General features: G+C 61.6%; 27 protein-coding genes and 2 tRNA genes. 17 read left to right on the top strand and 12 right to left on the bottom strand.

Going from position 1 to position 21,775, the window contains the following annotated elements; genetic code table 11:
- Positions 1-59: 59 nt before the first annotated feature.
- The 5 genes from FHR70_RS11860 to FHR70_RS11840 form a co-directional block, all read right to left on the bottom strand.
- Entirely contained in the window at positions 60-866 is an 807-nt protein-coding gene (locus FHR70_RS11860; RefSeq protein ID WP_183450428.1) for an FAD binding domain-containing protein, read from the bottom strand.
- A 12-nt stretch (positions 867-878) separates the two neighbouring features.
- Positions 879-3,242, bottom strand: a complete 2,364-nt coding sequence (locus tag FHR70_RS11855; protein ID WP_183450427.1) for a xanthine dehydrogenase family protein molybdopterin-binding subunit — start codon at positions 3,240-3,242, stop codon at positions 879-881.
- Positions 3,243-3,380: 138 nt separating this feature from the next.
- A complete protein-coding gene (locus FHR70_RS11850) occupies positions 3,381-3,875 on the bottom strand; it encodes a (2Fe-2S)-binding protein (protein WP_183450425.1) in 495 nt (164 codons plus the stop codon).
- A 176-nt stretch (positions 3,876-4,051) separates the two neighbouring features.
- A complete protein-coding gene (locus FHR70_RS11845) occupies positions 4,052-4,513 on the bottom strand; it encodes an SRPBCC family protein (RefSeq protein WP_183450423.1) in 462 nt (153 codons plus the stop codon).
- 101 nt (positions 4,514-4,614) lie between these two features.
- On the bottom strand, positions 4,615-5,070 hold the full coding sequence (locus FHR70_RS11840) for an iron-sulfur cluster assembly scaffold protein (protein WP_183450420.1): 456 nt from the start codon (positions 5,068-5,070) through the stop codon (positions 4,615-4,617).
- A gap of 187 nt (positions 5,071-5,257) precedes the next feature.
- Here FHR70_RS11840 and FHR70_RS11835 point away from each other — a divergent pair, with 187 nt between their 5' ends.
- The 4 genes from FHR70_RS11835 to FHR70_RS11820 are packed head-to-tail and all read left to right on the top strand — an operon-like array spanning position 5,258 to position 7,880.
- On the top strand, positions 5,258-5,581 hold the full coding sequence (locus tag FHR70_RS11835) for an XdhC family protein (RefSeq protein WP_183451609.1): 324 nt from the start codon (positions 5,258-5,260) through the stop codon (positions 5,579-5,581).
- 6 nt (positions 5,582-5,587) lie between these two features.
- Positions 5,588-6,280: an XdhC family protein gene (locus tag FHR70_RS11830; RefSeq protein ID WP_183450418.1), complete on the top strand. Its 693-nt coding sequence runs from the start codon at positions 5,588-5,590 to the stop codon at positions 6,278-6,280.
- On the top strand, positions 6,277-7,296 hold the full coding sequence (locus tag FHR70_RS11825) for a molybdopterin-binding domain-containing protein (RefSeq protein WP_183450416.1): 1,020 nt from the start codon (positions 6,277-6,279) through the stop codon (positions 7,294-7,296). Before FHR70_RS11830 ends, FHR70_RS11825 begins: the two co-directional genes overlap by 4 nt.
- Complete coding sequence (locus FHR70_RS11820) at positions 7,293-7,880, top strand: nucleotidyltransferase family protein (RefSeq protein WP_183450414.1); 588 nt, start codon at positions 7,293-7,295, stop codon at positions 7,878-7,880. Before FHR70_RS11825 ends, FHR70_RS11820 begins: the two co-directional genes overlap by 4 nt.
- 28 nt (positions 7,881-7,908) lie before the next feature.
- On the opposite strand, the gene FHR70_RS11815 is transcribed toward FHR70_RS11820, so the two are convergent.
- Positions 7,909-8,211 carry a hypothetical protein gene (locus FHR70_RS11815; RefSeq protein ID WP_183450412.1) on the bottom strand — a complete coding sequence of 101 codons (303 nt, stop codon included), beginning with the start codon at positions 8,209-8,211 and terminating at the stop codon, positions 7,909-7,911.
- Between the two features lie 192 nt (positions 8,212-8,403).
- On the opposite strand from FHR70_RS11815, the gene FHR70_RS11810 reads away from it, so the two are divergent.
- On the top strand, positions 8,404-8,628 hold the full coding sequence (locus FHR70_RS11810; RefSeq protein WP_183450410.1) for a DUF6894 family protein: 225 nt from the start codon (positions 8,404-8,406) through the stop codon (positions 8,626-8,628).
- A 54-nt stretch (positions 8,629-8,682) separates the two neighbouring features.
- On the opposite strand, the gene FHR70_RS11805 is transcribed toward FHR70_RS11810, so the two are convergent.
- The 4 genes from FHR70_RS11805 to FHR70_RS11790 form a co-directional block, all read right to left on the bottom strand.
- Positions 8,683-8,940 (bottom strand): hypothetical protein, encoded by a 258-nt coding sequence (locus tag FHR70_RS11805; protein WP_036352564.1) that lies wholly within the window; start codon positions 8,938-8,940, stop codon positions 8,683-8,685.
- A 95-nt stretch (positions 8,941-9,035) separates the two neighbouring features.
- The gene (locus FHR70_RS11800; RefSeq protein ID WP_183450408.1) at positions 9,036-9,662 is read right to left on the bottom strand and encodes a 2-dehydro-3-deoxy-6-phosphogalactonate aldolase; all 627 of its coding nucleotides are present in this window, start codon (positions 9,660-9,662) and stop codon (positions 9,036-9,038) included.
- 91 nt (positions 9,663-9,753) lie between these two features.
- On the bottom strand, positions 9,754-10,029 hold the full coding sequence (locus FHR70_RS11795; RefSeq protein ID WP_183450406.1) for a hypothetical protein: 276 nt from the start codon (positions 10,027-10,029) through the stop codon (positions 9,754-9,756).
- Positions 10,030-10,216: 187 nt separating this feature from the next.
- Complete coding sequence (locus FHR70_RS11790; RefSeq protein WP_183450403.1) at positions 10,217-11,209, bottom strand: acetyltransferase domain-containing protein; 993 nt, start codon at positions 11,207-11,209, stop codon at positions 10,217-10,219.
- Positions 11,210-11,297: 88 nt separating this feature from the next.
- On the opposite strand from FHR70_RS11790, the gene FHR70_RS11785 reads away from it, so the two are divergent.
- The 7 genes from FHR70_RS11785 to FHR70_RS11755 all read left to right on the top strand — a co-directional run bounded on the left by FHR70_RS11785 (position 11,298) and on the right by FHR70_RS11755 (position 14,956).
- Positions 11,298-12,011: an SIR2 family NAD-dependent protein deacylase gene (locus FHR70_RS11785; protein WP_183450401.1), complete on the top strand. Its 714-nt coding sequence runs from the start codon at positions 11,298-11,300 to the stop codon at positions 12,009-12,011.
- 127 nt (positions 12,012-12,138) lie between these two features.
- On the top strand, positions 12,139-12,759 hold the full coding sequence (locus FHR70_RS11780) for a cold-shock protein (RefSeq protein WP_183450399.1): 621 nt from the start codon (positions 12,139-12,141) through the stop codon (positions 12,757-12,759).
- Positions 12,759-13,226, top strand: coding sequence for a DUF192 domain-containing protein (locus FHR70_RS11775; protein WP_183450397.1), 468 nt, complete (start codon positions 12,759-12,761; stop codon positions 13,224-13,226). The genes FHR70_RS11780 and FHR70_RS11775 overlap by 1 nt, the downstream gene beginning before the upstream one ends.
- 5 nt (positions 13,227-13,231) lie before the next feature.
- On the top strand, positions 13,232-13,663 hold the full coding sequence (locus FHR70_RS11770) for a hypothetical protein (RefSeq protein WP_183450395.1): 432 nt from the start codon (positions 13,232-13,234) through the stop codon (positions 13,661-13,663).
- A 777-nt stretch (positions 13,664-14,440) separates the two neighbouring features.
- A tRNA-Pro gene (locus FHR70_RS11765) sits at positions 14,441-14,517 on the top strand.
- Positions 14,518-14,554: 37 nt separating this feature from the next.
- Positions 14,555-14,860, top strand: a complete 306-nt coding sequence (locus FHR70_RS11760; RefSeq protein ID WP_183450393.1) for an ETC complex I subunit — start codon at positions 14,555-14,557, stop codon at positions 14,858-14,860.
- 19 nt (positions 14,861-14,879) lie between these two features.
- Positions 14,880-14,956, top strand: a tRNA-Arg gene (locus FHR70_RS11755).
- A 55-nt stretch (positions 14,957-15,011) separates the two neighbouring features.
- Here FHR70_RS11755 and FHR70_RS11750 read toward each other — a convergent pair.
- A complete protein-coding gene (locus FHR70_RS11750) occupies positions 15,012-15,731 on the bottom strand; it encodes a Crp/Fnr family transcriptional regulator (RefSeq protein WP_183450391.1) in 720 nt (239 codons plus the stop codon).
- A 179-nt stretch (positions 15,732-15,910) separates the two neighbouring features.
- Between FHR70_RS11750 and FHR70_RS11745 the strand changes: the two genes are divergently transcribed.
- Positions 15,911-16,624 carry a VTT domain-containing protein gene (locus tag FHR70_RS11745; protein WP_183450388.1) on the top strand — a complete coding sequence of 238 codons (714 nt, stop codon included), beginning with the start codon at positions 15,911-15,913 and terminating at the stop codon, positions 16,622-16,624.
- On the opposite strand, the gene FHR70_RS11740 is transcribed toward FHR70_RS11745, so the two are convergent.
- Entirely contained in the window at positions 16,625-17,344 is a 720-nt protein-coding gene (locus tag FHR70_RS11740; protein ID WP_183450386.1) for a GntR family transcriptional regulator, read from the bottom strand.
- Positions 17,345-17,443: 99 nt separating this feature from the next.
- Here FHR70_RS11740 and FHR70_RS11735 point away from each other — a divergent pair, with 99 nt between their 5' ends.
- From FHR70_RS11735 to FHR70_RS11720, 4 genes are all read left to right on the top strand, one after another.
- Positions 17,444-18,373: a dihydrodipicolinate synthase family protein gene (locus FHR70_RS11735; RefSeq protein WP_183450384.1), complete on the top strand. Its 930-nt coding sequence runs from the start codon at positions 17,444-17,446 to the stop codon at positions 18,371-18,373.
- A 71-nt stretch (positions 18,374-18,444) separates the two neighbouring features.
- Positions 18,445-19,461, top strand: a complete 1,017-nt coding sequence (locus tag FHR70_RS11730) for a 4-hydroxyproline epimerase (RefSeq protein ID WP_183450381.1) — start codon at positions 18,445-18,447, stop codon at positions 19,459-19,461.
- Between the two features lie 27 nt (positions 19,462-19,488).
- Positions 19,489-20,724 (top strand): NAD(P)/FAD-dependent oxidoreductase, encoded by a 1,236-nt coding sequence (locus tag FHR70_RS11725; RefSeq protein WP_183450379.1) that lies wholly within the window; start codon positions 19,489-19,491, stop codon positions 20,722-20,724.
- Positions 20,725-20,844: 120 nt separating this feature from the next.
- Positions 20,845-21,585, top strand: a complete 741-nt coding sequence (locus FHR70_RS11720) for an SDR family NAD(P)-dependent oxidoreductase (protein ID WP_246408116.1) — start codon at positions 20,845-20,847, stop codon at positions 21,583-21,585.
- The last annotated feature ends 190 nt before the right edge of the window (positions 21,586-21,775 follow it).

Genomic DNA, 21,775 nt, shown 5'->3' with positions numbered 1-21,775 from the left:
GGGAGTAATGCCCGGGCAGGACCCGGGCATGGTTATCAACGTCGTTCTGGTTTGGCTGTTCAGCCCCGCGCAGCAGCCTCCTGGACGGCGCGGCGGGCCATGACGCCGACGAGATGCGACCGATAGGCAGAATCCGCATGGATGTCGCTGTTCATCTCGTCTTCCGAAACGGATACGCCGTTCAGAGCTTCGGAGGTGAAACTCCCACTCAGCGCCTGCTCCATCTCGGCTGCCCGGAACACGCCATTCGAACCGGCCCCTGTCACAGCCACGCGGACGCGGTCCGCATGCTTTGCTACGAACACGCCGACAAGCGCATAGCGCGAGGCCGGGTTCCGGAACTTGGCATAAGCTGCCTGGGACGGGACCTTGAACGAGACCTGGGTGATGATCTCGCCTTCCTCCAGAGCCGTCGTGAAGATGCCCTGAAAGAAATCGTCCGCCGCGATCTTCCGCTGGTTGGTGATGATCGTGGCGTTAAGGGCAAGGCAGGCGGCCGGATAATCTGCGGAGGGGTCATTGTTGGCGATGGATCCGCCGATGGTGCCGCGATTGCGCACATGCGGGTCGCCGATGAGTTCGGCCATCTCGGCGAGCGCCGGAATGGCCTGTTTCACTTCGGCGGAGCTGGCGACCTCGGCGTGCTTCATCATGGCCCCGATGGTGATGGTATCACCGGAGCGCTCGATCCCGCGCAGTTCCGCAATCTGGCCGAGATCGATCAGGTTTGCGGGACCTGCGAGCCGAAGCTTCATGGTCGGCAGCAGCGTGTGCCCGCCGGCGAGGAACTTGGCGTCCTCGGCCTGACCCGCGAGGCTGGCAGCCTCCTTGAGGCTCGCGGGACGGTGGTATTCGAAAGCGTACATTTTCGTCCTCCCTTATTCCGCCGCCATGGGCATACGTGCCTTCTGGGCCGCTCGCCATACCGCCTGAGGCGTTGCCGGCATGGCAATGTCTTCATGGCCCAGCGCGTCGGTGATCGCGTTGATGACGGCCGGCGGTGCCGCGATGGCGCCGGCCTCGCCACAGCCCTTGATCCCGAGCGGGTTCGAAGGGCAGGGAGTCACTGTCATGCCGACCTGGAAAGACGGCAGGTCGATGGCGCGAGGCATGCAGTAATCATTGAAGCTCGCCGTGATGAGCTGACCGCTCTGGTCGTAAACGGCGCCTTCGAGCAGCGCCTGGCCGACGCCCTGCGCGATGCCGCCATGAACCTGGCCTTCCACGATCATCGGGTTGATGATGACCCCGAAATCGTCCACCGCCGTCCAGCGCTCGATCTTTGTCACGCCCGTATCTGGGTCGATCTCCACCTCGCAGATATGGACGCCGGCCGGGAAGGTGAAGTTGGTGGGATCGTAGAACGCTCCCTCCTTCAGGCCGGGCTCCAGGTCCTGGCCCGAGAATTTGTGGGCGATGTAGGCCTGGAGGGCGATCTCGCCGAAGGCCATCGAACGGTCGGTGCCGGCGACGCCGAACCGGCCGTCCTTGAACTCGATGTCGCCTTCGGAGGCTTCAAGCACATGGGCCGCCACCTTCTTGCCCTTGGCGATCACCTTATCGATGGCTTTGGCGATGGCCGACATGCCGACCGCGCCGGAGCGCGAGCCGTAGGTGCCCATGCCGAACTGCACCTTGTCGGTGTCGCCATGGACGATGCTGACCTGATCGATGGGGATGCCGAGCCGGTCGGAGACCAACTGGGCGAAGGTGGTCTCGTGGCCTTGGCCGTGGCTATGCGAACCGGTCAGCACCTCGACGGAGCCGGTCGGGTTCACGCGCACCTCGGCGGATTCCCACAAGCCCACGCCGGCACCGAGGGATCCGACCGCCTGAGAGGGAGCGATGCCGCAGGCCTCGATATAGCTTGAGAAGCCGATGCCCCGCAGCTTGCCGCGACGGGCGCTTTCCTGCTTGCGCTGCTCGAAGTTCTTATAGTCGGCAATCTCAAGCGCCTTGTCGAGGGAAGCGGCATAATCGCCCGTGTCGTAGGTCATGATGACCGGAGTCGCGTGCGGGAACTGCGTGATATAGTTCCTGCGGCGGAACTCGGCCGGGTTCTGGCCCAATTCCCGTGCGGTTTTCTCGACGAGGCGCTCGACCACGAAGGTGGCTTCGGGCCGTCCCGCGCCGCGATAGGCATCGACCGGCGCCGTGTTCGTATATACCCCGTCGACCTCACAGTAGATGGCCGGAATATCGTACTGGCCCGACAGGAGCGGAGCGTAGAGATAGGTCGGCACGGACGAGGAGAAGGTGGAGAGATAGGCGCCGAGATTGGCCGTGGTGTGAACCCGAAGGCCGATGATCTTCCCGTTCTCGTCGGTTGCCATCTCCGCATGGGTGACGTGGTCGCGGCCATGCGCATCCGAAAGGAAGGCTTCCGAGCGATCCGAGGTCCACTTCACCGGCCGCTTGACCTTCTTCGCCGCCCAGACACAGACCGTTTCTTCCGCATAGATGAAGATCTTGGATCCAAACCCGCCGCCGACATCGGGCGCGATGACACGCAGCTTGTGCTCGGGTGCGACGCCGATGAAGGCCGAGAGCACGAGCCGGGCCACGTGCGGGTTCTGGCTCGTGGTGTAGAGTGTGTAGTTGTCGGTCCCGAAATCGTATTCGCCCACGGCCGCGCGGGGCTCGATGGGGTTCGGCACCAGCCGGTTGTTGACGAGGTCGATCTTGGTCACGTGCTTCGCCCGCGCGAACGCCGCTTCCGTCTCGTCCTTGTTGCCCAGATGCCAGTTGAAAACGGTGTTGTCAGGCGAAACATCGTGCACCTGGACGGGCGTCTTCGTGGCCTGTGCGGTATCGACGACCGCCGGGAGCACGTCATAGTCAACCACGATAGCTTCTGCCGCATCCTTGGCCTGAGCGAGCGTTTCGGCAATTACAACCGCCAGGTGGTCGCCCACATAGCGCACCTTGCCCTGGGCGAGCGCCGGATGCGGGCCTGCCTTCATGGGGGAACCGTCCTTGGAATGGATCATCCAGCCGCAGATGAGCCCGCCGATCTTGTCGGCCGCAAGGTCGTCGCCGGTAAAAACGGCGATCACGCCCGGCATGATCATGGCCGGTCCCGTGTCGATGGATCGGATGGCCGCATGGGCATGCGGCGAGCGGAGGAAGTAGGCGTAGGCCTGGCCAGGTCGGTTGAAGTCGTCCACGTAGCGCCCCTGGCCGGTGACGAAACGTTGATCTTCTTTGCGGCGAACGGGTGCGCCAATCCCTGTTGCAGTCATGAAATCCTCCCTGGTCTTCGTTGGCCCTAATCGGGAAGCGAAGCGGACACCGCGAAGAAGGCGGAGAGAAAAGTGCCTGCTCCGAGGCTCACCTGCAGCTTGCGCCTGTTCGGGCCGCGCCGTGACGAGCGTTTCGCCTTACTCAGCCGCCTGCTGCACGGGCGCCTGGGCCATGCCCTGAGCGCCGGCTGCAACGGCCTTGACGATGTTGTGATAGCCCGTGCAACGGCACAGATTGCCCTCGAGCTCGGCCCGGATGGTCCGCTCGTCGAGGGTGTTCCCCTTGCGGTTCACGATATCGATGGCCGACATGATCATGCCGGGCGTGCAGTACCCACATTGAAGGCCGTGATGCTCGCGGAAGGCCGCCTGCATCGGGTGCAACTCGCCGCCTTGGGAAATGCCCTCGATGGTGGTGACGACGCTGGCATTGGCCTGGACGGCGAGGGTGGTGCAGGCCTTCACGGCCTGTCCGTTCAGGTGCACGACGCAGGCACCGCACTGGCTGGTGTCGCAGCCCACATGGGTTCCGGTCAGTCTCAGGTTTTCGCGCAGGAATTGAACGAGCAGGGTGCGGGGATCGACATCTGCGGTGACGGATTGACCGTTCACCGTCAGGGAGACGGTGGTCATGCGTGACTTCCTCCTCGAAAGCCGGGAGTCAGGCCAACCTTCAGGTGGTCTCAGACACCGGCAGGTATTGTTGTTGGACGACCGCACGTATGCGATCCATCGAAGCTGAGTGTGGCCCGCTCAGATGGAGCGGTCAAGCATTGGAATGATTCAAAGAACCGCCACTGAGATTCCTGTTAGGCGGTCGTTTCGGCGGGCGAGAGGATCTTGGCGAAGTTCGCGAAGAACTCGTCGGCATATTTCTTGGCCACTCCATTGATGAGGCGCCCGCCGAGCTGGGCAATCTTGCCGCCCACATTGGCCTCGACGTCGTAGATCAGCTTGGTGCCGCCATCGATGTCTTCGAGCCGCACCTTCGCGCCGCCCTTAGCCCAGCCGGCAACGCCTCCCTGTCCCTCGCCGCTGATCGTGTAGCCGTTCGGCGGATCGAGGTCGGTGAGGTTCACCCCGCCCTTGAAGGTCGCCTTCACGGGTCCGACCGACACCTTGGCGGTGGCCTGGAATTCCGTGTCGCTGATCTTCTCCAGTTCCTGGCATCCAGGGATTGCCGCCTTCAGCACCTCGGGGTCGTTGAGGGCCGCCCACACGGTCGCCCGGTCAGCCGGAAGTGGGACTTCGCCCTGCATCGTCATCGCCATGCTGCGTTCTCCTCCTGTCACCAGCCCGATAGCAGAGTAAGGGCAAATCAGGGGGCGCGTCACCTGCCAAGCATTGCTGCAATGCACGCTTGGTATGGTGATCATATGCCGGTGATGGCTCCTCCCTTCTCAGCGGCCTCAGCCTTGGCCAGAGCATCAACGACGGCGTCGAAGGTGAGGAGGATGGAGGCATGACGGGCTTTCAGATTTCGCGCCGGTTCTAGGAGCCCCAAATCGGCCCACTTGCCGGAAGGCGGATCCCCTCCGGCCTTCAGCATGCGATGCATGGTCTCTCGGAGCGCCCGAAGCTCCTCGGCGGTCGAGCCGACCACATGCCGCCCCATGATCGACGAGGAGGCCTGACCCAGGGCACAGGCCTTTACCTCATGGGCAAAGGCGCTGACGACGTCGCCGTCGAGTTTCAGATGAACCGTGACCGTCGACCCGCACAGTTTCGAATGGGCTTTCGCGCTTCCATGCGCATCCGGCAGTGTCCCCTGAAGCGGGATGTCGGCCGCGAGCTCCAGAATGCGGCGGCTGTAGATGTCGTTCAGCATCCTGCGGGCGGTCCATCCGACGGAGGTGCTTGTTCGAAACGGATGAGACGCCGCAACGCCGGGACTGTCAATGCTCCGGAATGTCAGGCCAAAGGCAGCGTGCATCCCGGTTGCGGTTAGAGGTGCGGTGGTGGCAGTATCGATCACCGAGCGGATGCGGAAGCCGCTCGTTGTACCGGGAAATCTTATGCTCTCGACTGACACGGACATCCTGAAGACGGCGGAAACCTGGAGGCGCCAGGGCCGGGGTGTCGCGGTTGCGACCGTGGTCGAAACCTGGGGATCGGCGCCCCGGCCCGTGGGAAGCCACTTGGTGATCGATGAGAACACGAACTTTCTCGGGTCGGTGTCCGGCGGCTGCGTCGAAGGTGCGGTGATTACGGAAGCAATGGATGTGATCGCCGATGGCAAGCCGCGCATGATCGAGTTCGGGGTTGCCGACGAGACCGCCTGGCAGGTCGGACTCTCCTGCGGCGGACGGATCAAGGTCTATGTCGAGCGAGTGGATTGAAACAGCATGCGCCTGAGCCTCCTGTCGGATCTGAATACAGAGCGTGCCGCCCGGCGAGCCGCCGTCCTTGTGACGGATGTCAGGTCCGGCGAGCAGCGTCTCGTTAGAGAGATAGAGGTTGAAGGCGACGCGCTGACCCATGAGCTTCAGGACGCTCTCCGTCGAGGCAAGAGCGGGCTGATCGAGCAGGAGGGTCGCCATTTCTTCCTCACGGTGCAGACGCCGCCAGTACGGGTGGTGGTCATCGGCGCCGTCCATATCAGTCAGGCCCTTGCGCCCATGGCCAAAGGACTGGACCTCGATGTCACCATCGTCGACCCCCGCACGGCTTTCGCAACACCCGAACGTTTTCCCGATGTGCCGGTGCTGGCGGAGTGGCCCGATGCCGTCCTGCCGGACCTCGGCATCGACCGGTATACGGCCGTCGTGGCGCTCACCCATGATCCGAAGATCGACGATCCCGCACTGACGGCCGCCCTGCGCTCGGAGTGCTTCTATATCGGCGCGCTCGGCTCTCGGAAAACCCATGAACGCCGCGTCCTGCGCCTGACGGAAGCCGGTTTCACGGAAGCGGATCTCGCCCGTATCCATGCACCCATAGGCCTCGACATCGGAGCCGTTTCGCCTGCGGAGATCGCGGTCTCGATTCTGGCCGAGATCGTCGCGAGCCTGCGCAAGGAGCGGAGGCGCTCGGCGTGAAGTTCGGGCAGGTTCCAGTCGAGGAGGCTGTCGGGGCCCTGGCGGCCCACAGCGTCCGGGCCGGCGAAATGGTTGTCAGGAAGGGAACCCTCATCACGGCAGACATCGCAACACGCCTCAAACAGGAGGGCGTAGACACCGTCATCGCAGCCAGGTTTGAGCCCGGCGACATCGCCGAGGATGAAGCGGCCTTCCAGCTGGCCAAGATTCTCGCGGGCGAAAATATTGCCGTCGAGAAACCCTTTACGGGGCGCTCCAATCTCTACGCTGAAACAGCGGGCGTTCTCATCATCGATGTCGATGAGATCGACCGTCTCAATGCTGTCGACGAGACGATGACGGCCGCTACCCTGCCAGCCTACAAGCCTGTCGTCGCAGGGGAGATGGTAGGAACGATCAAGATCATTCCCTATGCTATCCCGGAGATCCTGCTTCAGCAGGGGATCGAAAGCGCTGGCAGGAGCGCCTTGCAGGTCGCGCCTTATACGCGGCGCACGGTCGGGGTTGTCTCAACCACACTTCCAGGCCTGAAGCCAAGCGTGATCGACAAGACTCTTGCCGTGCTCGGCAGACGGCTGGAGCCGACAGGTGCAAGGATCGTGCAGGATTGCCGGGTGCCTCACGAGGCGTCGGCCCTGTCACGGGAATTGGCTTCGCAGGCCGGTGGTGACGCCGAACTCCTTGTCATCTTCGGAGCCTCGGCCATCGCTGACCGACGCGACGTCATCCCATCGGCCATCGAGATGGCTGGAGGGCGGGTGGAACATTTCGGCATGCCGGTCGATCCGGGAAACCTGCTTCTTGTGGGCTCCATCGCCGGCACGCCCGTTATCGGCGCTCCCGGCTGTGCCCGGTCCCCGAAGGAAAACGGTTTCGACTGGATCCTGCACCGACTTCTGGCGGACGTGCCCGTGACACGGGCCGATATCATGTCCCTGGGCGTCGGAGGGCTTCTCATGGAGATCGTCTCCCGGCCGCAGCCGCGCGGGGGCGGCGAAAGCGAGGGTGAGGAATGAGCAATGTGGCGGCCATTCTCCTGGCTGCCGGGCGCGGCACCCGTTTCGGCGAGGAGCCGAAGCTGCTGGCCCGGGTTAGTGGGAAGGCCCTGGTTCGCCATGTGGCGGAGGCTGCGGTGTGTTCCACGGCCCATCCCGTCATCGTTGTCACCGGTTACCGGGCTGAAGCTGTTGAGGCGGAGCTGGAGGGGCTTCCGGTCCGGATCGTTCACAATCCCATTTATGCGGATGGTCTCTCGACGTCCCTGAAAGCCGGCTTTGCGGCATTGCCGCCAGAGGCGAGGGGCGCGATCATTCTTTTGGGGGACATGCCGCTCGTAGGAGGCGATCTCATCGATGGTCTCGCGGCCGGCTGGCATGATCGGGGAGAGCCAGCCGCTTTGATTCCCACCTTAGATGGGCGGCGTGGCAATCCTGTCGTGATCTCGCGCGCTCTTCAGGCTGCGATCGAGGGGCTTTCCGGAGACGTCGGCGCAGGACCCATTCTTCGCGGAAGGCCGGATGTTGTGGAATGGCCGACAGCTGACAACGCCATCATCCAGGATATCGACACCCAAGAGGAATTCGGCCAGCTCCGGATCTAGAGCGTCTTGCCCGAAACATGACCATCCATCAGATCGGGCTGCCCTTCACCTTGGTCACCATTTCCCAGTTGTCGCCGGCGGCGATCATGCAGGCTTTTCCGTCCGGCATGGTCATGACCATCGTCCAAGAGCCGTTTGATGAGGCGAAGACTTCCAGAATTTGACCCGGCTGAGACAGGCCCATGCCGACGGGATCTTCCTTGTACTGATCGGCCAGCAGTTTGACGAGCTGTTCGCGGGGGCCACAGGCCGACTGGGCGCTGGCCGGAGATGTGGCCGCACTGGCCAAAGCGGCCGAGGCCAAGAGTGGGGCAAGGGAGAAACGGATCATGGTATTCCCTCTACGGTTGCCCCGCACGAGCCCTTGGCGTGCCGATCAACGCTCCATTGCGAAAAAAGCTCCATGATCCGGATCCCGGCTGTTGCCGGCGGCAGGAATGTGTATAGAGGCGGAAGGTTCTCGGTTGAACCCGGCCGGCGGCGGAGGCGTTTCTCCCGCCACACATTGAATGAAGCTGGAACCATGCCCCGCTATTTCTTCAACATCCGGGATGGCTACGATGTCGATGAGGACGAGGAGGGCATCGAACTTCCCGATCTCGAAGCCGCCAAGGCTGAGGCGTTAGCGACGGTCGAGGAGCTTCGCGACGAGTTGGCCGATGCCGGCAATATCGAGCTTGAGATCACCGACGAGACGGGTCGGCGCCTCCTGACGGTCCCGTTCTTTCGGGGCGGACGCCGCCGATAAAGGAAAGGCCCGGCGTGAGATGCCGGGCCCTGCCGAGGAAGGCACGAGAGCGATTTAGCACTCGACCTTCTTCTTGGTCGTCGTATCACCGAACTCGTCGGTTTTCTGCTTGGTCTCGGAGGTGCAGCCGACGCTGCCCGTCGTGGAGGTCGTCACCGAGGTTGAGGATGTCGTGCTCGGCTCGGTGGAGCGCTCGATGGTGGTCTTGCTGCCCAGGAGGCCCTCTTCCTTCTTGATGGTCGTCGTGGTGTCCTGAGCGAACGCGGCCGTGCTCAGAAGCGAAGCTGCAAGGATCAAAGCCGTCTTTTTCATGGTCAAACTCCGATAATAGGGCATCTCTTCCTGAGAACGGCTTTCGCTCTCAGCGGTTCCTGCCCAGGTGTTCCAGTTTGACCTTCTCGCGAGATTCAAGCGGCGCTGAGTGCCTGCCATGCGGCGGCGAAATCGCGGGCCTTCCGGCCGATCTCCTCTACTGCCATGGCCGGCGTGAACAGCGCCGATCCGAGCCCGAACCCGTTGGCCCCGGCGTCCACATAGGGCTTCATGGTGTCGGGCTTGATGCCGCCGACCGGCACGACGAGAGCGTCTTTCGGCAGCACGGCCCGCCAGGCTTTCACGACCGCAGGCGGGATGGCCTCGGCGGGAAAGATCTTGATTGCGTCCGCTCCGGCGTTGAGGGCCGCAAAGGCCTCGGTGGGTGTCGCCACCCCGGGGGTGCAGATGAGGTCCTGCTCCTTGGCCCTCTTGATAACCTCGAGATCAGCGTGAGGCATGACGATCAGCTTGCCGCCCACGTCTCGGATGCCGTTCACCTGTTGCGGGTCGAGAACCGTTCCAGCGCCTACCAAGACGTTCCGTGGCATGGTTTTCGCAAGGATTTCGATGCTGCGGAAGGGTTCGGGCGAGTTGAGCGGTACTTCGATGATGCGAAAGCCCGCCTCGACCAGGGCATGACCCACAGCCTCCGCGTTTTCAGGTTTCAGACCGCGCAGGATCGCGATGAGAGGGAGCTCAGCCAGATAATCGCGCAGCACAATTCACCTCCCATGAGTGGGCCGGGTCGCAGGACATCGGTAGTGGGCCGGCCGCTACTAGGTGGACAGGCGCGGCGCCCGTTTCAACCTGTCAGGGATTTGGTGCAAGAAATCGCGTCATGTAGGCGACAGCGCTGTCGAGCGTGTCCCGTCCATCGGTGCTGTGTTCGACGAACCAGTCCTCAAGTGCAATGCCGGGATAGAGCTGCTCGATCCCTGCAAAAAACTGCATGAGCTTGAGGGAATCGAAGGCAAGGGTGCGCGTCAGAGAGACGTCTATGGCGATGTGGGGCGTCTTATCCGCATCGATTGACCGGCAGAGCGCTATAACGTGTTTGGCGACATCTGCCTTCAAGGAAAAGGTCACTGGTTAGGTCCTTGATTCTAACGCAACGGAAATTTGCGCTTATTCTTCACCGATACCGATATGATATAAACATGCAATAATTGTCTAAGCAGAAAAACAAAAATCATTGTGGAATATGGTTACGGCCTCAGGAAATTCCGTAGAGGAAATAGCCAGGGGGGTGCTTCGATTGCCACCATGGGTTCCGCTATGACGGTGGGCGCTGACGCAGGCATTGCTGCGCGGTCCTTGAAATACGCGTCTGATCCTCGGCCGTCGTGGTATTGGTGAGCACCTTCTGCCAGAGGTCGCTCTGGCGGAGCGTTTCGACCGTGCAGGAGCAGAGGGAACGGCAGGTCTGGGGCTGCGCGTTCTGCAGGCAGGTGGCCTCGCACTGGATCATGAAGGGCTGGGCCTCGGCCATGCGGTTGGGGCCTACGATCTGCAGAATCACATAGAGAATGCCTAACAGGATGATCTGGTGGGTGAGGTAGATCGGCAGGCTCTTGCGCCCTGCCCAGATCAGAAGCCCCGAGAGACGATCTCTGGAGCGCCAGCCGGCAAGGCTCATGGTCTCTTGCCGCGCCAGCAGAACCCGGCCTGCCGCCACACCGATCAGCACGAGGCCGAACCAGGGAAAGATCGGCACATAATCGTTGGTGACCGGATCGGTCGAGCCGAGGCCGAGCCAGTCGAGCCAAGGAGCATCCAGGGCAGCATTAGTCAGGACCCACGGCGCTGCAAGGCACAGAGCCGCAGCGGCCAGGGTAACGACGGGGGGCAGTCTTAGAAAGGGCAGGGCCAGCACGCCTGAGACCGCAATGCAGTGAAGAATGCCGAAGAAGATGTAGCTTTCGGGGAAGGCAACGTATGTCGCGACCGTGACTGCAAGCGCCGCACCGCCCACTTTAATCAGACGCGTCAGGAAGCTCTTGCCGTTAAACCCCTTTGCGTGAGCCAGGACGAGGCCAACGCCCGAGAGTATCAGGAAGGAACCAGCGATGCCACGCGCGAACCAGCGCCAGGCCGGAACCTGAAGAATGTTCGTTGCGATCAGCTGCAGGAAGCTCAGGTCCCAGCTGAAATGGTAGACGATCATCGCCAGGATCGCGACACCGCGGGCAACGTCGATGGCATCCCACCGTCGAACTGCAATCGGCTCAGGCGGAAAGGGATCGGCCTTCACATCTGAATGTCTCATAAGCAGAGGCGTTCCTTCCTGGTCTTCCGGCCTTACATGAACAGACATGACCGAAAGCCTTAACCCTTCAATCGCCACATTGCAGGACATGATTCAAGATGCCCGGATCGTGGCAGGCTTCACCGGAGCCGGAATCTCGACGGAGAGCGGCATCCCCGACTTCCGCTCACCGGACAGCCCATGGATGCGCAACAAGCCCATCCCATTCGAGCTGTTTCTCCAGAGCCCGAAGGCGCGCAGGGAGGCATGGCGGCGCAAGTTCAACTTGGACGATCTCTATCGCGGAGCGCGCCCGAGTGCCGGTCATAGGGGCTTTGCGTCGCTCGTCTCATCGGGGCGCATGCCTGGGGTGATCACCCAGAACATCGACGGGCTGCATCAAGCATCCGGCCTGGCTGAGGATCAGGTCATCGAGCTGCATGGCAACGGCACCTATGCCAAGTGCCTGTCCTGCGGTCGCCGGCATGAGCTTGACTGGGTGAGATATCATTTCGACAGGACCGGCGACCCGCCGGAATGCGCCGCATGCGGGGGCATCCTCAAATCGGCGACTATTTCGTTCGGGCAGGCCATGCCGGAGGAGCCCATGCGGCGGGCACAGAGGCTTGCGGCTATCTGTGACCTGTTCCTGGTGGCCGGATCCTCGCTGATGGTCTTTCCTGCGGCTGCGTTTCCAGCCTTCGCCAAGGAGAACGGGGCGCGCCTCGTCATCGTCAACCGGGAGCCGACACCCCTTGATGAGGCCGCAGATCTGGCGATTCATGGGGAAATAGGCGAAGTCTTTTCAAAATTTATTGCGTAAGTTCAAGAACATGCAGCGTGCCGAAAATTTCATCGGCCGTGGAGGTGTGTTTCTGGCTTCCCCTGATTCAGGACGATGTTATCCTCTTATTAAGAATCGGGTTCATGATTCGAGTTTGGGTTATTTCATGACTAGCGATTACGGCTCCAATTCTTTCAGTCTCCGAGAGGAGAATCCTTCCTTAGATCAAGGGCGCCGCGAGGTTTCTCAGACGGGCTCGGAGGAGGGCGCTCTCGACCTTGTCCAGGTCAGCGGCCGTATCAAGTGGTTCGATGTGGCCAAGGGTTTCGGCTTCATCGTCCCAGATAACGGGATGCCCGATGTTCTGCTTCATGTGACCTGCCTGCGGCGCGATGGCTATCAGGCTGCCAATGAAGGAGCCAGGATCGTCGTCGAGGCTGTTCAGCGCCCCCGTGGCCTGCAGGCCTTCCGCATCCTGTCGCTCGACGAATCCACGGCACTCCATCCGTCCGAGCTCCCCCTGCCGCGCACCCATGTCCAAGTGGTGCCGACCAGTGGCCTCGAGCCAGCGATCGTGAAGTGGTTCAATCGCCTGCGCGGCTTCGGTTTCCTCACGCAAGGCGAGGGCAAGCCGGATATCTTCGTCCATATGGAAACTCTGCGCCGCTATGGTATTGCCGAGTTGAAGCCTGGCGAGCGGGTCTTCGTGCGGTTCGGCGACGGCTCGAAGGGGCTGATGGCCGCCGAGGTTCGTCTGGCCGATATGGCCCTGCCGCACTCCCATTGATGAGACAATCCGTGCTGCAGCGGTTCCGACCGGTTCTTCCGGCTCTGGGCTTTGTCGCCCTCATGGCCAGTGCCGTTTACGCACAGGCGCTTGAAACCCTGTCGATTGCCACTCAGGGGGGGCAGAAGCAATCCTTCCGGGTCGAGGTGGCACGCAACGACGCGGATCGGGCGCAGGGATTGATGTTCCGGCGCTCCATGCCGGCGGATCAGGGCATGCTGTTCGACTTCGGGCGTGTCGAACCTGTCTCCATGTGGATGCAGAACACTTACCTGTCGCTCGACATGCTGTTCATCCGGCCCGATGGAACGATCGCCCGCATCGCGGCCAATACTGAGCCCCTGTCCACGCGCACCATCCCGTCCGGCGAGCCCGTACTGGCTGTTCTCGAGTTGAACGCCGGCACGACGGCCAAGCTTGGGATCAAGCCGGGTGACCGGGTGGAGCATTCCATCTTCAGACGCTGAGACAGATGCAGGCAGAGTGGTCCGGCAAGCTCAAAAGAGCGGTCGCCGTTCTGACAGGGCTGTTCCTGACGAATACGGTTTTAGCTCAGGTCGGACCTCATGCCATGATCAATGTCTCCCGAGAGCTTCTGCGCGTCTATAATATGAGGGATGCGGTGGCGCTTCGCGACCTTCTGACCTCATCCCTGCGGGAGAAGTACTCGGTTGAGGATCTGCGTGCAGTCCTGGCCCGCTGCCATGGCCTGACCCATGAGATCAACCGCTTCAGCCTTCCCTCCTGGGGGACGCGCCGCTACGGCTTCTTTGGCGTCTATGCGGAAAACACGGTTTTCGAAATGGTGCTGGAGATCGATGAGGTCGAGAAGATTGTCCATTGGGTAATCACCGATGATGTCACAGCCAAGGACCAGCAATGTTCGCTCAGCATTCTGCCTTAAGGCTTAATGAGTGACGGGGTGAAGCGTAACCGTAACGCCAGAGATCGCTGCTGCAACTATATGCCCGGTGACATTCGCGCTTGCTCCGCGTTGGCAAGGCAGATTCTGAACCACCGAGGAGACTCCCCATGGACCGCCGAGACCGGAACAATGCCCTGACTGTCGCAGGCTTCGCCGGAGGCGTTGTTGTCCTCGGGGCGCTGATCACGGTCATGTTGGCACTAGGGTGAGCTGCGCCAAAAAGAAAGCGCCCATGGTTTGCATGGACGCTGAGTGTCCGGCCCGTAGGGGCAAAGAAGGCCGGTTCCTGTCTATATCTTCTACAATCGTGTCATCATTGCGGCAATTCTGAAAATTGTAAGACATGTCAATAGTTTAATGCAATATCGTACCGCTTATAAAAGTTTATCTCTAAACGGAAACATGTTGATCGAGCGTAAACATTGTCCTAGGGATGGCGCTCCCGTAGGGGCAATACGGGCCGGAAGGGTCGCGGACACTGTCGATCAATGACAGGGCGCGGCCCTTTTTACTGGGGCATTGGCATGAATACTTTCTTGTGTCTAGGAATGTGCTTGCTGCTCGGCTTGCCTGAAGGAGAGGTCTGTTGATTCTTGTAAGGCATGCAGTCCTTCTGAATAAATCCTTCTGAAAGCAGTTTCTGAGGCTGGCGCATCGATGCGCTGGTGCCGCCGGTTCACAGGGAACCGGTGGAGGAACTGGAGGGCTTGCACAGGGGTTCTCAAATCGATAGAGAAACCAAGCTGTTGAAGATATCGGGGTGTAGCGCAGTCTGGTAGCGCATCTGCTTTGGGAGCAGAGGGTCGCGGGTTCAAATCCTGCCGCCCCGACCATCATCACAGCAAGAGTCTTGGAGAGAGTCCAAAACCGATGCCTGCACGGATTTACAAGCCTGCCAAATCTGCAACCCAGTCCGGGATGGCCCGGACGAAGCAGTGGCTTCTCGTTTTCGAGCAGGACAAGCCCCGCGAGATCGAGCCCCTGATGGGCTGGACGAGCTCGGGGGACACCCGCCAGCAGCTTCGCCTTTGGTTCGATTCGAAGGAAGAGGCCATGGCTTACGCCGAGCGCGAGGGCATCGCCTATCGGGTCGAGGAGCCGCATGAGATCAAGCGGCGGACAATCTCCTACTCCGACAATTTCAAGTTCAATCGCGTCGGCCCCTGGACCCATTGAGGTCAAGGCCCCGCCGGACGGCTCCGTAGCTCAGCTGGATAGAGCAGCCGCCTTCTAAGCGGCAGGTCGTAGGTTCGAGCCCTACCGGAGTCGCCATTTTTGTTGGAGCCTCCGGCCGGCACTTCTCCTGCCGATTGGCCTTCCGACCTCGCTAGGAATGAGCGGTGCCTCCCACAACCGGCAGCAGTTTCTCGTATTTCTCACGCAAGGCGCCATAGCACTCACAGGCCGCCTGCTGGAGGCCGGGCCGGTCGACGACGGTAATGCTTCCGCGCCCCTGGTGAATGAGCCCTCTGCTCTGGAAGCCATGCAGAACCATGCTGACCGTCGAGCGTTGGACGCCGAGCATTTCTGCCAAAAACTCATGCGTGAGGGGAATATTCTGGCGGTTGACGCGATCACAGGTCGCAATGATCCACCGGCCGGCCCTCGCTTCGACGCTGTGGGCTGCATTGCAAGCCGCCGATCGCAAGGTCAGGGACATGAGGAGCTCAGTATAGCGAAGGATCATGCTCCTGATAGCAGGCCGTACAAGACTTGCCTTGTGCAAGCCCATGGTATCGATGCGTAGCGCCGCGCCTGGAATTTGCACGGTATAGCGCCCGAAGGATTGAAGCGGGATACCTTCGAACGCCAAGCCTACCAATCCCTCGCGGCCAAACGTGGCCATTTCGGCAACTTGGCCGTCTTTCAATGTCCGAACGAGGGAGACAACAGCGGATTGGGGGAAATAGGTGTGTTGGAGAAGCTCACCCTCTTCAGCAAGCACTTCGCCCCGTGAGAGCTGTGTGCATTCGAGTTGGGCTTCCAGCCACCGAAGGTCTTCAGGAGGCAGGATCGTCAGAAGCCGATTGGGAGGATCACCTGTCATCGTCGAGTCGCATCTCCGTTCGGAAACAGGATGGTACCGCTCTCCATATCGACAAAGGAAGCCATGATCGGCAGCAATTCGAAGGGAGCGAGCAATAGCGTTCCATCTCCAACTTAACCTTCGCTGTCCTGGAACGGCAGGAACAATCGAGCGTTTGGCTTCGGCCAACCGAGAAGCCCGTGTCCTCACCACCCGCATCCACCAACCGAAAATTCATCTGGCTTGCTGCCGCATCCGTGATCGGCTTCGTTGCCCTCATCGCCGCCTGGTTCCTGCTGCCCGTGGACCAGTGGCTGCAGGGCTTCAGCCGTTGGGCGCAGGGGATGGGAGCGTTGGGCGTGGTAGTGGTCAGCATCGCCTATGTGATCTGCACCGTTCTGCTCGTCCCAGGTGTGCCGCTGACGCTGGCCGTGGCGGTCGCCTATGGCTGGTGGGCTCTGGCCATCTGCTTCCTCGGTGGCATGACGGCAGCCCTGATCTCTTTCCTGATCAGCCGCTATCTTGCCCGGAAGAGGGTCAAACGGTTCCTCGATCGGCACCCGGCCATGAAGGCCGTCGACACTGTCGCCCATGAGGAGACCTTCAAGACCATCGTGCTGGCTCGGCTGACGCCGGTTACGCCCTTCGCTGTCGAGAATTATGCCTTCGGGGTTACCGGCGTTCGCCTCGGCTCCTTCCTGCTGGCGACTGCCATCGGGATCGTGCCTGGGACGGTTCAGAACGTCTGGATCGGCGTGATCGGTCGAACTGCCGCGGAAGGGAGCGCCAGCTTGATAAACTGGGTTTTGCTGACCGTCGGGCTTGTGGCAACCATAGTGCTCACCGTCTGGATGACCCGTCAGGCGAAGATCCGCATGAAGCAGCAGGCCGAGCCCGCCTTTCAGGGTTCGTAGCTAGACCGGTTCCGCGGTCCTGCCGTCCTGCTGATGCTCGTGGATGTATTTCAGGAGCGACTTGCCGGCGCCTTCAATATGCGATTTCAGGAGCTTGCAGGCTTGCTCGATCTGCCCTTCGACGCAGAGGCGAAGCAGCTCGTCGTGTTCGGCCTCAGCTCGTGCGCGTCCATCGGTCAGAGTGAGCTGAAGGCGGGTATGTCGGTCGCATTCCTGCAGGAGATTTGCCACGATGGCGAGCGAGCGGGGCTGGACCGCATGCTGGTACAGGACCATGTGGAATTCCCGGTTCAGCTCGCCCCAGCGGCTCACCTGCATGGCATGAAGCTCCGAGCTGTATTCCCGCAGGATGTCTGTCAACCGTTGGTAGTCCGCTTCCGCTAGGTGCGGAGCCGAAGCCTCGAGGAGGCGCGGCTCGAGCAGTGCTCGGAGCTCGAACAGCTCCTCGACTTCCTCCGGCGAGAGCGCCGAGACGATAGCGCCCCGGTGGGGATGGATCTTCACAAGCCCCTCGGCCTCGAGCTGCATCAAAGCCTCGCGAACTGGGATCCGGCTGATACCGAACTCCACAGCGAGCGCCTCCTGCCGGAGCTGGAAGCCGGCCTGGAATTCGCCGTCCACAATACGCCGGCGCAGTTCCTCCGCCACCGAAGCTGAAATCGTCCGGTGCTGGAGAGGCTTCAGCGGAGGCTTTGGTGCAGTTGCAGCTCGGTTCGTCATCAAACTCACGTCGTAGGAGAGCAGGGTTACGCTTGACAGTGTAGATTTTATACAATCTACAATAACGAAGTTCAATCGACCATCGGAAGCAGGTGCGCAATGGCGAACAAGATTGGTTGGGAAGGTGTATTTCCCGCGGTCACCACCCAGTTCAGGCCGAACTATGATCTTGATCTCGATGCAACGGCCAAAGTGCTGGATGGCTTAATCCGGGACGGTGTCTCCGGCCTCATCGTCTGCGGCACTGTCGGTGAGAATACCTCGCTGAGCCGTTCCGAAAAGGTGGCCGTCATGGAGACTGCCAAGAGCGTGGCCCGCGGCCGGGTGCCGGTGATCGCCGGCATCGCCGAGTTCACCACTCAGTTCGCTTCCGAAGTGGCCAAGGAGGCCGCGCGCGTCGGTGTCGATGGCGTGATGGTCATGCCGGCCCTGGTCTATTCCTCCAAGCCGCACGAGACCGCCGCCCATTTCCGAGGCGTCGCCAAGGCCACCGACTTGCCGGTCATGGTCTACAACAACCCGCCGATCTACAAGAACGACGTAACACCCGATATTCTGGCCTCGCTCGCCGATTGCGAGACCATCGTGTGCTTCAAGGATTCCTCCGGCGACACCCGCCGTTTCATCGACACCAAGAACATGGTCGGCGACCGCTTCGTCCTGTTCGCAGGGCTCGACGATGTGGTGGTCGAGAGCGTAATGCTCGGCGCTGCGGGCTGGATCTCCGGCATGTCGAATGCCTTCCCGCAGGAGGGCGAGACCCTGTTCCGTCTGGCAAAGGCCGGACGCTACGAGGAGGCGAGGGCGCTCTACGAGTGGTTCATGCCGCTCCTGCATCTCGATGCGCGGCCCGATCTCGTGCAGTGCATCAAGCTGTGCGAACACATCATGGGACGCGGTTCTGCGCTTACCCGTCCGCCGCGTCTTCCGCTCGAAGGCCAGGATCGCGCTCACGTTGAAGACGTCATGGCCAAGGCACTGGAGAACCGTCCAAAGCTGCCGGATGTCGGCCTGAGGCCTGCCGCCTGATAAGCCGTGGCGGGGCATGTGAGCCCCGCCTTCGCCTTCAATGAAAACTTTGTGAAAATGCGAGTGAGGCCATGGCGCGCCACACCTTCTTCTGCATCGATGGTCATACCTGCGGCAACCCGGTTCGCGTGGTGGGTGGCGGCAGCATTCCCCAGCTTAAAGGGGACACGATGTTCGACAGGCGCCAGCACTTCCTGGCGGAGTATGACTGGATCCGCACCGGCTTGATGTTCGAGCCGCGCGGCCACGACATGATGTCCGGCTCGATTCTCTACCCGCCGACGCGGCCCGATTGCGACGTGGGCATCCTGTTCATCGAGACCTCGGGCTGTCTGCCCATGTGCGGCCATGGCACGATCGGCACGGTGACCATCGCGCTTGAGAACGGCCTGATCCATCCCAAGACCCCGGGCCTGCTGCGGCTGGACACGCCGGCAGGCGTGGTCGAGGCGCGCTACGAGCAGAACGGCCCCTTCGTGGAGCGGGTGCGCATCACCAACATCCCGTCGTTCCTCTACGGCACCGGCTACGAAGTCGAGGTCGAAGGGCTTGGGCACCTCATGGTCGATGTGGCCTATGGCGGCAACTTCTACGCTATCGTGGAGCCGCAGACGCTCTATTCGGATCTGGCAAACGTCGATCCGTCAGACATCCTGCGCTGGAGCCCGAAGCTGCGTGAGGCCTTCAATGCGCGCTACCAGATCGCTCATCCCGAGAACCCGGCCATCAATCGCCTGACACACGTTCTCTGGACTGGGAAGGCCCAGAATCCCGGCAGCACGGCGCGCAATGCCGTATTCTATGGCGACAAGGCCATCGACCGCTCGCCCTGCGGCACAGGCACCTCCGCCCGCATGGCGCATCTGGCCGCCCGCGGAGCCTTGAAAGAGGGCGATGCCTTCGTGCACGAGAGCATCATCGGCTCGACCTTCACGGGACGCATCGAGGGGCGAACCAAGGTGGGCGACCGGGATGCGATCATCCCGTCCATCGAGGGCTGGGCGCGGGTGACCGGGTTCAACACCATCTTCATCGACGACCGGGATCCCTTCGCCAATGGCTTCCAGGTCGTCGACCAGAGCCGCTAGACCTTAAGCCTGCTTCAGGGACAAACCATGCGGATCGCGATTATCGGAGCCGGTGTCGTCGGGCTTGCCACCGCGCATGCCTTGCTCGACAGAGGCCATGAGGTCGTGCTGATCGAGCCGGGCGGCATGCAGGGGCGCCCGACGGACGGCAATGCAGGTTGGATCGCCCATACCGACATCATGCCGCTCGCCTCGCCAAAGGCGTGGCGCAACCTGCCGCGCTGGCTCATGGATCCGCTCGGGCCCCTAACCATCCGGCCAGGCTACCTGCCGCATCTCACACCATGGCTCATGCGCTTCCTGCTGGCCTCGTCGCCCTCCCGCATCAAGGCCAGCATCGGGGCGATCCGCTCGATCAATGCAGAATCGCTGCCGGCCTGGAAGAACCTTCTGGCATCCCTGAATCTGAATGGGCACCTCAGGGAGAACGGGATTCTCTCCGTATGGAGGCATCAAGGCGACTTTCTTCGCTCGCAGGACATTATTGAGCGTCAGCGTGGTTTCGGGGTCGAGGCGCACGCCCTGAACCCTGCGGCGCTCGGCGATCTGGAGCCCGCGCTCCGCAATGTGGAAGCCGCCGTGCTCTATCCCGATGCATGCCATGTGTCCGATCCGGCCATTCTGGCCGGTGATCTCTTGCGGCTCGCGTTGGACCGCGGTGCTGTCCATGTCGCGGCGAACGCCCTGCAGATCGAGCCGAAGGGCGAGTTCATCCATGTTCGGACGGACGGCGCCGACCAGCGAGTGGCCGTCGACCAAGTCGTGATCTCGGCTGGTATCTGGTCGCGGGCCTTGGCCGCTCAACTCGGCGACCGAATCCCGCTTGATACGGAGCGGGGCTACAATGCGACATACACGAAGGGCAGGTTCGGGATCGGCCGGCCCATCATGTTCGAGGGCGAGGGCTTCGTCACGACGCCTCTCGACACCGGCGACCGGGTTGGTGGCGCGGTGGAGTTCGCCGGGCTTGAGGCCGCGCCCAACCACAGCCGAACCGATGCCATGGTGCAGCGCCTGACACGCTTCCTGCCTCATCTCAAGGCCGGGCCGGCCGCAAAGCGATGGATGGGCTTCCGGCCCTCGATTCCGGATTCGCTGCCGGTGATCGGACCTGCCGGACGGGACCGACGCGTGATCTATGCCTTCGGCCACGGGCATTATGGCCTAACCCAGGCTGCGGTGACTGCCCAGATGGTAGCGGTCATGATCGAGGGGCGGCCGGGGCCCATCGACCCGAGTCCGTTCTCCGCTCAGCGCTTCTGATCCGCCTGCTTTCCTCACAAGTGTGGGAGCAGGACGCAGATCGGGGTGAAAGGCCTTTCCCTTCATAAGAAGCGCCGCACATAATCGAGCGTCATTCCTGTTTGGTTTCCAATGGATCCATTGAACCTGCTAGCTAGCCTTGAGCATCCCTCGCGAGCCGCTGTCATCGGTGCGTCTGGCGGGATTGGAGGGGCCGTCACTCAGCTGCTGGCGAATGCAGACTTTGAAGCAGTCCATGCCCTGTCGCGAAGAGGGTTGGGCAGCGAGGACCCAGGCGTACGAGCAGATATTATCGACATCGAGAACGAGCCCAGTATTGCCGCCGCGGCCGAGGGACTTCGGGACGGTGCTCCCCTGCGTCTTGTTCTTGTGGCAACAGGATTGCTCCATGCCGCAGATTATCAGCCCGAGAAAACCTATCGCAGTCTCGACCCCGAACTTCTGGCCAAGAGCTTTCGCGTCAATGCCATCGGGCCGGCGCTGGTCGCCAAGCACATGTTGCCGCTGTTGCCAAAAGGCGGGAAGAGCATTTTCGCCGTGATGTCTGCTCGTGTCGGCAGCATCGAGGACAACCGGCTCGGCGGATGGTACGGCTATCGCGCGTCAAAAGCTGCTCTCAACCAGCTCATGCGCACGCTCGCAGTCGAACTCCGGCGCCAGAAGCCAGACGCCATCTGTGTCGCCCTCCATCCTGGCACCGTCGACACGGCTTTGAGCCAGCCCTTTCAAAGCGGAGTCGAGAGCGGAAAGCTCTTCACCCCTGCCTATGCAGCCGAGCGCCTGCTCAATGTGCTGAATGGCCTCTCGCCGGCAGACAGCGGAGGGTTCTTTGCTTGGGATGGACAGCACATCCCATTCTGACGTCTCATCGGAGCAGACTGAAGATGTGGCAGATTGCTCCATGACGATGCGCAATATTTCTGCGTCACAAAGGGGATGATGCCCCTCGTCCTGATCGCCTTCATCTTGGCCACCGTGGCGTTATAGCCCCAACGCTGGACGGCAGCGCTCAACCGGCTCTATCGGTCTCGATAAGATAGATTGAGCAGAT

The sequence above is a fragment of the Microvirga lupini genome, from assembly GCF_014191055.1.
Lineage (GTDB): Bacteria > Pseudomonadota > Alphaproteobacteria > Rhizobiales > Beijerinckiaceae > Microvirga > Microvirga lupini_A.
This window is presented reverse-complemented; position numbering and strand designations above follow the sequence as displayed.